The 7,352-nt window shown below is 69.3% G+C and carries 10 protein-coding genes and 1 pseudogene; 8 read left to right on the forward strand and 3 right to left on the reverse strand.

What is annotated here, in order from left to right:
• The coding region (locus tag Q8M88_RS17680; protein WP_371132630.1) for a DUF2171 domain-containing protein at positions 1 to 77 on the reverse strand (77 nt) is incomplete at its 3' end.
• Positions 78 to 174: 97 nt separating this feature from the next.
• Here Q8M88_RS17680 and Q8M88_RS04900 point away from each other — a divergent pair.
• The 3 genes from Q8M88_RS04900 to Q8M88_RS04910 are packed head-to-tail and all read left to right on the forward strand — an operon-like array spanning position 175 to position 1,162.
• Positions 175 to 768 carry a glutathione S-transferase family protein gene (locus Q8M88_RS04900; protein WP_305595128.1) on the forward strand — a complete coding sequence of 198 codons (594 nt, stop codon included), beginning with the start codon at positions 175 to 177 and terminating at the stop codon, positions 766 to 768.
• The gene (locus tag Q8M88_RS04905) at positions 768 to 944 is read left to right on the forward strand and encodes a DUF4169 family protein (RefSeq protein ID WP_305595129.1); all 177 of its coding nucleotides are present in this window, start codon (positions 768 to 770) and stop codon (positions 942 to 944) included. The genes Q8M88_RS04900 and Q8M88_RS04905 overlap by 1 nt, the downstream gene beginning before the upstream one ends.
• Before the next feature lie 5 nt (positions 945 to 949).
• The gene (locus tag Q8M88_RS04910; RefSeq protein WP_305595130.1) at positions 950 to 1,162 is read left to right on the forward strand and encodes a ribbon-helix-helix domain-containing protein; all 213 of its coding nucleotides are present in this window, start codon (positions 950 to 952) and stop codon (positions 1,160 to 1,162) included.
• On the opposite strand, the gene Q8M88_RS04915 is transcribed toward Q8M88_RS04910, so the two are convergent.
• Complete coding sequence (locus Q8M88_RS04915) at positions 1,163 to 1,375, reverse strand: hypothetical protein (RefSeq protein WP_305595131.1); 213 nt, start codon at positions 1,373 to 1,375, stop codon at positions 1,163 to 1,165. It abuts the gene before it with no gap.
• 144 nt (positions 1,376 to 1,519) lie between these two features.
• Here Q8M88_RS04915 and Q8M88_RS04920 point away from each other — a divergent pair, with 144 nt between their 5' ends.
• Complete coding sequence (locus tag Q8M88_RS04920; RefSeq protein WP_305595132.1) at positions 1,520 to 3,874, forward strand: ATP-dependent helicase; 2,355 nt, start codon at positions 1,520 to 1,522, stop codon at positions 3,872 to 3,874.
• A 6-nt stretch (positions 3,875 to 3,880) separates the two neighbouring features.
• Here the strand turns inward: Q8M88_RS04920 and Q8M88_RS04925 are convergent, their stop codons facing one another.
• A complete protein-coding gene (locus Q8M88_RS04925) occupies positions 3,881 to 4,246 on the reverse strand; it encodes a hypothetical protein (RefSeq protein WP_305595133.1) in 366 nt (121 codons plus the stop codon).
• Positions 4,247 to 4,353: 107 nt separating this feature from the next.
• Here Q8M88_RS04925 and Q8M88_RS04930 point away from each other — a divergent pair, with 107 nt between their 5' ends.
• The 4 genes and pseudogenes from Q8M88_RS04930 to Q8M88_RS04945 form a co-directional block, all read left to right on the forward strand.
• Positions 4,354 to 5,640, forward strand: a complete 1,287-nt coding sequence (locus tag Q8M88_RS04930) for an O-antigen ligase (protein WP_305595134.1) — start codon at positions 4,354 to 4,356, stop codon at positions 5,638 to 5,640.
• 50 nt (positions 5,641 to 5,690) lie between these two features.
• Positions 5,691 to 6,116 (forward strand): hypothetical protein, encoded by a 426-nt coding sequence (locus Q8M88_RS04935; RefSeq protein ID WP_305595135.1) that lies wholly within the window; start codon positions 5,691 to 5,693, stop codon positions 6,114 to 6,116.
• 42 nt (positions 6,117 to 6,158) lie between these two features.
• Positions 6,159 to 7,022, forward strand: coding sequence for a 50S ribosomal protein L11 methyltransferase (locus Q8M88_RS04940; RefSeq protein ID WP_305595136.1), 864 nt, complete (start codon positions 6,159 to 6,161; stop codon positions 7,020 to 7,022).
• Positions 7,023 to 7,115: 93 nt separating this feature from the next.
• Positions 7,116 to 7,352: pseudogene (locus tag Q8M88_RS04945) on the forward strand (hypothetical protein); the annotation flags it as partial.

Here is a 7,352-nt window from a genome sequence, read left to right on the forward strand (position 1 = left end):
TGGTCTACGCGGCCGACATGGCCGTCGTCCGAACCGATGACTTCCATGTGTTCGCGGATCTGCGAGGCTTGGATCATCGGATATCTCCATGGATAGTCGCCGCACCGTCGCGGTGCCCGTCCAACGGACTCAGGCGCGTCTGGTTTCCGCCTTCACCGCAATCGTGAGGCCCTCGTGATCACGCTGTTCCATTCGCCGGCGACCCGCTCGACCCGCATTCTCTGGTTGCTGGAAGAGCTCGGGGAACCGTTCGACATCGAATACGTCACCGTGCGTCGCGGCGAGGAAGGCGGCTTCGGCGACCCTCGGAATCCCCACCCGGACAAGAAGGTCCCGGCGATCGTCGTCGACGGCGAAGTGGTCACTGAAAGCGCGGCCATCGTGCTCTATCTGACCGACGCCTTTCCGGCCGCCGGGCTTGGGCCCCGCGTCGGCGAGCCCGGCCGCGCGGCCTACCTCACCTGGCTCGCCTATTCGGCGGGCGTGATCGAGCCGGCGCTGTTCTCCCTCGCCCGCAACCAGGATCCTGGTCCGCCCGCCGTCGTCGCCTGGGGCGACCCGCAGGACATGGTCCAGCGTCTCTCCCATACCTTGTCGAACAACCCCTATGTGCTCGGGGATCGCTTCAGCGGCGCCGACATCCTGGTGTCGAGCGCCATCCAGTTCGCCCTGCACATCCTGCCCGGTCACGCGGAGTTCGAAGCCTACATGGCGCGCATCGGCGAAAGGCAGGCGTTCAAGCGCTCGCTGGAGCGGGACGCCGGCTGATGGCCGAGCCGGTCAATCTGAACCAGGCCCGTAAAGCCCGCGCCAAACAGGACGCCAAGGCCGCAGCCGCCCAGAACCGCGTCCGTTTCGGCCGCAGCAAGGCCGAACGCGCGGAAGCTCAAGCCCACGCGCGCAAGGCTGACAGTCAGCTCGACGGCGCGAAACGCGAGCCCTGACGCGGATGTTGCGCAAGCGCTCGGTCGTGCTCGCCGGACACGCCACGTCCATCGCCCTGGAGCCGGAATTCTGGGCCATGCTCGAAGCGCAGAGCCAGGCCGAAGGCCTGAGCCTCGCCGGCCTGATCACCCGCCTCGACGACGCGCGTGGACCCCGTTCTCTGGCCAGCGCCTGCCGTCTGGCTGCACTCGCCTACGCCGGCGGTCGCAAGGCCTGACTATTTTGGCGCGGGAACCACGTCCGGCAGCTTGGGAGTGTCCGGCAAAGCCGGCGGCTTGGGCACGTTCAGGTTGATGTCGACGCTCTTGGGTTCGGGCGCGCTCACGCCGCCGCCGCTATACATCACTAGGCCGATCACAATGACCGCAACCAGCAGTCCGCCGACCAGGAACGCCAGCCATGGGGTGGCTCGGGTCTCGGTGTCCGCCACGGGAATGTCCCTTCCTTGATTGACCTGTGCAGCAAACGAAGCGCACAGGCGGCGGTTCCCCGGCAGGTTGTCATCGTCGCCCCTCAGGTTCCCCATTCGTTTCCTTTGTTCGTCCCGGCGGCCAACGCGCCTATATGTGACCCGATGCCCCTGCCCGACTCGCCAGATCACGCCGCAACGCCTGCGCCCAGGATCAGCGATCTGGCGCGCGCCCGTCCGCCGGGTCCGGACTACCTGGAAGGCCTGAACCCCGAACAGCGTCAGGCGGTCGAAGCCATCGATGGCCCGGTGCTGGTCCTGGCCGGCGCCGGCACCGGCAAGACCCGCGTGCTCACCACCCGCCTCGCCCACATCCTGGCGACCGGCAAAGCCAAGCCCTGGGAGTTGCTGGCGGTCACCTTCACCAACAAGGCGGCGCGCGAGATGCGCGAGCGGATCACCGCGATCATCGGGCCGACCGCCGAGGGCCTGCGCTGGCTCGGCACGTTCCACTCGATCGCCGCCCAGATCCTGCGCCGCCACGCCGATCTCGTCGGCCTGAAGTCGAACTACACGATCCTCGACGATGACGATCAGGAGCGGCTGATCAAGCAGTTGCTCGCCGCCGAGAACATCGACGTCAAACGCTGGACGCCCAAGCATCTCGCGGGGCTCATCGACCACTGGAAGAACCGCGGTTGGACCCCCGACCGCCTGCCGCCCGCCGAGGCGTCGCAGTTCGCCAACGGCCGCGGCCAGGCGCTGTATCGGCTCTATCAGGAACGGTTGCGCATCCTCAACGCCTGCGACTTCGGCGACCTGCTGCTGCACAACCTGACCATCTTCACCTCGCAGCCGGACGTGCTGGCGGAGTTCCACAACCGGTTCCGCTACATCCTGGTCGACGAGTACCAGGACACCAATGTCGCCCAGTACCTGTGGCTGCGCCTATTGGCCCAGAGCCGCCAGAACATCTGCTGCGTCGGCGACGACGACCAGTCGATCTACGGCTGGCGCGGCGCCGAGGTAGACAACATCCTGCGCTTCGAACGCGACTTCCCCGGCTCCACCGTGATCCGCCTGGAGCGCAACTACCGTTCCACCAGCCACATCCTCGCCGCCGCCTCCGGTCTGATCGCGACCAACAAGGACCGGCTGGGCAAGACCCTGTGGACCGAGGCCGACGGTGGCGAAAAGGTCGTGGTGCGCGGCGTCTGGGACGGCGAGGCCGAGAGCCGCCTAATCGCCGAGGAGATCGAGCGTGCCAAGCGCGGCTCCACCGACCGGCCTGCCCGCCGCTACCGCGACGTCGCCATCCTGGTGCGCGCCTCGTTCCAGATGCGCGCCTTCGAAGAACGCTTCGTCATGCTGCAGATCCCCTACACGGTGATCGGCGGCCCCCGCTTCTTCGAGCGCGCCGAGATCCGCGACGCCCACGCCTACCTGCGGCTGATCCAGTCCCCTGACGACGACCTGGCCTTCGAGCGTATCGTCAATGTGCCCAAGCGCGGCATCGGCGAGACCACGGTGCAGAAGCTGCTGCAGATCGCCCGCGCCCAGCAGGTCCCGGCCAGCATCGCCGCCCGCCAGCTCGCGCTCACCGACGAGCTGGCCGCGCGCACCCGCACCGCGTTGGCGACCTTCCTGCGCGACCTTGACCGCTGGCGCGCCGAGGCCGAGCGCATCGCCCATCCTCGCCTGATGGAGATGGTGCTGGAGGAAAGCGGCTACACCGACGCCCTGAAACTCGACCGCACCCCTACCGCCCAGACCCGGCTCGAAAACCTCAAGGAGCTGGTCCAGTCCATGGGTTCGTTCGAGGACCTGGGCTCCTATCTGGAGCACGTCTCCCTGGTCATGGACCTCGATCGCGGCCCTGCCGCCGACGCGGTGCAGATCATGACCTTGCACTCCGCCAAAGGCCTCGAATTCCCGCTGGTCTTCCTGCCCGGCTGGGAGGAAGGCGTCTTCCCGTCTCAGCGCAGCGTCGACGAGAAGGGCGAGAAGGGCCTCGAGGAGGAACGCCGGCTGGCCTATGTCGGCATCACCCGGGCGCGCGAGGAGGCCCGTATCTCCTTCGTCGCCAATCGGCAGGTTTATGGCCGCTGGACCAGCCAGCTTCCCTCGCGCTTCGTCGACGAGCTGCCGCTGGCCAATGTCGAGGCGGCCTCGGAGACGGGCTACTACGGCGGCGGACCCGGCATGCAGCAGCAGCACGGCTCGCGCTGGGACGAGAGCTCCAGTTTCGGCGACGGCTATTCGTCGCCAGGCTGGCGCCGCGCCCAGGAACGAAACTACCGCGGCAGCCACCCGGGCCGCCAGCCGGTGCTGGAAGGCGAAGGTCGCCTGGTCGCCGTCTCCGCGCCGTCGCATTCCAGCGACTACGCCCGCGGCGATCGCGTCTTCCACCAGAAGTTCGGCTACGGCGAAGTCACCGGCGTCGAAGGCAACAAGCTCACCGTCACCTTCGAGAAAGCCGGCGAGAAGCGGGTCATCGACAGCTTCGTCGAGCGCGGCTGATCGCGCTTAGCGCCGACGGCGCAGCAGGCTGAACGCCACGCCCAGCACCGCGGCCGCAGCGCCGACCAGCGCGGTCATCCCTAGCGCACGGGTTTCGGCCGGCGCCTTGGCTACCGGCTCGGCGACCGCCGCGGCGACACGCCGGAACGTCACCGTTTCGGCCTCCCGGTCGACCTGAGAGGCCTCCCAGCCCTGATCGAGCCAGGCGCGCGCGTGGGCTTTGTCCGGCGTGTTCGCCCACCAGGCGCCGGTGCTGCGCGCCGCCTTCGGCAGGGCGAAGCCCAGCACCTCCTCCAGTTCGGCGAATCCCGCCCGCCAGACGGCGTCCGTGCGCGCGGCCAGGCGTTCGGACAGCAGCTGATACTTGCTCATGCTCGGGTCTCCGTAAGCGCTTCCCCAAGGTCCCGACCTTGCAGCACGGCGTGCGAACCGGCGCGGGCGGGCGACTTTCCGCGCCGTATTGGCACAGGCGCGCGCTCATGGCGAACGAACCCAGACTGACCGCAGTGCGCGGCCTCGAGATGCTGTTCGCCGCCATCGTCGTGCTGATGATGTCCAACGCGCTGATCGGCCCCCTCCTCGATCCTAAGCAGACCGGCGGCGACGCGATTCCCGTGCTGCGGCTGATCTGGCTGCCGGTCTATGCGGTGGTGGCGGGGCTGGCGCTGCTGCGCTGGCGCGACCTCGCCCGGCACTGGGCGCCGGCGCTGGCGTTCGCCCTGCTGGTCGGCTGGGCCTTCCTGTCGTCCTACTGGTCCATTGAGCCTGGCGTGACCTTCCGCCGCTCCATCGCGGTCGCCGCGGCGACGCTGTTCGGCGTCTATCTGACCGCCAGCTACAACGGACGCAGCCTGGCCGAGCTGCTCGCCGGATCGTTCCTGGTGCTGGCGCTGGGCAGCTATTTCGTCTGCCTGGCCATGCCCAGCCTGGGCGTCCACGCCGACGTCAACGCCGGCGCCTGGCGCGGCCTCTGGTACGAGAAGAACCAGATGGGCGCGATGATGGTCTATGGTGCGGTGTCGGCGACCGCGGCGATGATCCTGTCGCGGCAGCGCCGCTGGCTGTGGGCGTTGACCTTCGTGGCTTGCGCCGGTCTGGTGATCATGACCCGGTCCGCCACCTCGCTGCTGGCTCTGCTGCTGGTCGGCGCCGGCGCCATCACCCTGCTGATCATGCGCCGGGGGCCTGCGACCACGGTCGCTATCGTCTGGCTGGGCGTCACCGCGCTCGGCGCGCTGGCGATGGCCTATCTCGTCGCCCCGGACATGTTCTTCGCCGCCCTGGGCAAGGATCCGTCGCTCACCGGACGAACCGACATCTGGGCCGCCGTGCTGCGCGCCTACCGCGACCGCCCGTTGCTGGGATACGGCTACGGCGCCTTTTGGGGACCGCACTCGGCGCCGGCCGAATGGATCCGCGCCCAGCTTCAATGGGTGGTTCCGACCGCCCACAACGGCTGGCTCGATTTGCTCATCCAGTTGGGCCAGATCGGCGTGGCCCTGTTCGGCCTGATCTTCGCGCTGGCCCTCGGCGCGGCCGTCGGCCGTCACGCCAAGGTGCAGGACGGCTACTGGTCGACGCTGTTCGTCGCCGTGTTCGCCCTCAGCCTGTTCTCCGAAAGCTTCATCCTGGTGCAGAACAGCCTGCCCTGGGTGCTCGCGGTCACCGCCATCAGCCGCCTGCTAGGCCCCGCCCCGCCCGTCGCCCGTCGCTCGGCGGCGGCCGCCTTCGCCGGCGCCCAGACGCGCATGCCTTCCCCCGCTTGAACCTTTCCGCCATCCGGGCGCTTATGCAGCGAATCCGCGGAGGAACCACCGTGAAGGCGCTGTTCTCCGGTATCGCCATCGCCGCCGTCATCGGTCTATGGGCCGGCGCAACCATGAAGCCGACCCTCGCCCTTTCCGACGGCCCACGCGGGCCTCAGATTGAGATGCCTGCCTCCGGCGAGCGCGCGCAACACGACTTCGAGGGCGGCCTACAGACCTGGAATGGTCCCGTACCCGACTACGTCATCGGCACCGATGCGCTGAAGGCGAACGCCCCTGCCCCCGCCGCGCCAGACGAAGCCTATCAGGCGGCCTACATCCCGCCGGACGACCCGCCCCCGCGCTACGAGTTCGCCGCCTACGAGCCGCCGGCGCCGGTGAAGGTCAGCATCCCCTCAATCGACGGAAACACCCTGGCCGGCCTCGGCCCGCCGCCCCCCGCGCCGGAACCCGAGGCTCCGCCGCCCGAAGGCTGAACCCGCTCGCCTTTCGCCGCCGCGGCCACTAGACGGGGCGGCATGACCGAGCAGGCCCTGCAGATCACCGCCCGCGGCGCACGCGCCGAAGCTGAAGCCGCCGCCCGTGCGCTCGACGACCACCCCGTCACCGAAGCCGCCACCTACTCCATCCTGGAAGAGGATGAAGCGCGCGAGATCTGGCGCATCGACGCCTTCCCCACCTCCTCCGCCGAAGCCGAGATCATTGAGGCCCTCCTGCGCGGCTTTGACCTGCGTGTCGCCAGCGAGGCGCTCGCCGACGCCGACTGGCTGGCCATGGCGCTCTCCGGCCTGCCGCCCGTGCGCGCGGGGCGCTTCTTCGTCTACGGCGCCCACGACCGTGGCCTGGCGCCGGCCAGCACCGTCAACCTGCGCATCGAGGCGGGCGCCGCCTTCGGCACAGGCCACCACGGCACCACCGTCGGCTGCCTCAGCGCCTATGACGCCCTGCTGAAGGCGCGGCGCTTCCACAAGGTGCTGGATGTCGGCGCCGGCACCGGCGTGCTGGCCATCGCCGCCGCGCGCACCGGCTCGCGCCTCGCCGTAGGGTCCGACATCGACCGCCCCTCGGTGCGGATCGCCGGCGAGAACGCCAGGCTGAACCGCGCTCGCGTGCGTTTCGTCCACGCCTCCGGCCTAGGTCACCCGACCCTGCGCGCCGGCGCGCCCTACGACCTGGTGTTCGCCAACATCCTCGCGCCGCCGCTGGTCGCGCTGGCGCAGGACATCCGAGGGGCCCTGAAGCCGGGCGGGATCGCCATCCTCTCAGGCCTGTTGCGCGCCCAGGAACGCCGGGTGTTCGCGGCCTATCGATCGCGGGGCTTTCGCGTGTTGCGGCGGCTCCATCGGGACGCCTGGTCGACCCTGGTGCTGCAGCGTCCCTGAGGTCGCCAGCGCCGCGCACGGGAACCTCATTCAGCGGCGTACCGTTTCTCTGGTCCAGGGGCGCCACCAGCGCCGCCGCCAGGAGGCGTCAGAATGTCCAGCCCGAACGAGCCCTACGTCGAACGCCGTGTGATCGAAGAACCCGCTGTCGTGCGCCGCGACGTTGTCGAGGCGCCGCGCGCGGCCTCCAATGCCGGCTGGTGGGTCGCCGCCCTCGTGGCCATCGTGGCCGTCGCTGCGTTGCTGTTCATGTTCAATGGCGGCCGCACCACCGACGCCGACCTGCAGGCGGCCCGCGACTCCGGCCGCACTGAAGTGCTGATGAACACC

This window comes from Phenylobacterium sp. (genome assembly GCF_030693805.1).
Taxonomy (GTDB): Bacteria; Pseudomonadota; Alphaproteobacteria; order Caulobacterales; family Caulobacteraceae; genus Phenylobacterium.

Bases quoted from the DNA above. Each gene is read 5' to 3' on its own strand.
- Q8M88_RS04905 (WP_305595129.1), top strand. From the start codon at position 768: ATGGCCGAGCCGGTCAATCTGAACCAGGCCCGTAAAGCCCGCGCCAAA.
- Q8M88_RS04930 (WP_305595134.1), top strand. From the start codon at position 4,354: ATGGCGAACGAACCCAGACTGACCGCAGTGCGCGGCCTCGAGATGCTG.
- Q8M88_RS04920 (WP_305595132.1), top strand. From the start codon at position 1,520: ATGCCCCTGCCCGACTCGCCAGATCACGCCGCAACGCCTGCGCCCAGG.
- Q8M88_RS04910 (WP_305595130.1), top strand. From the start codon at position 950: ATGTTGCGCAAGCGCTCGGTCGTGCTCGCCGGACACGCCACGTCCATC.
- Q8M88_RS04940 (WP_305595136.1), top strand. From the start codon at position 6,159: ATGACCGAGCAGGCCCTGCAGATCACCGCCCGCGGCGCACGCGCCGAA.
- Q8M88_RS04925 (WP_305595133.1), bottom strand. From the start codon at position 4,246: ATGAGCAAGTATCAGCTGCTGTCCGAACGCCTGGCCGCGCGCACGGAC.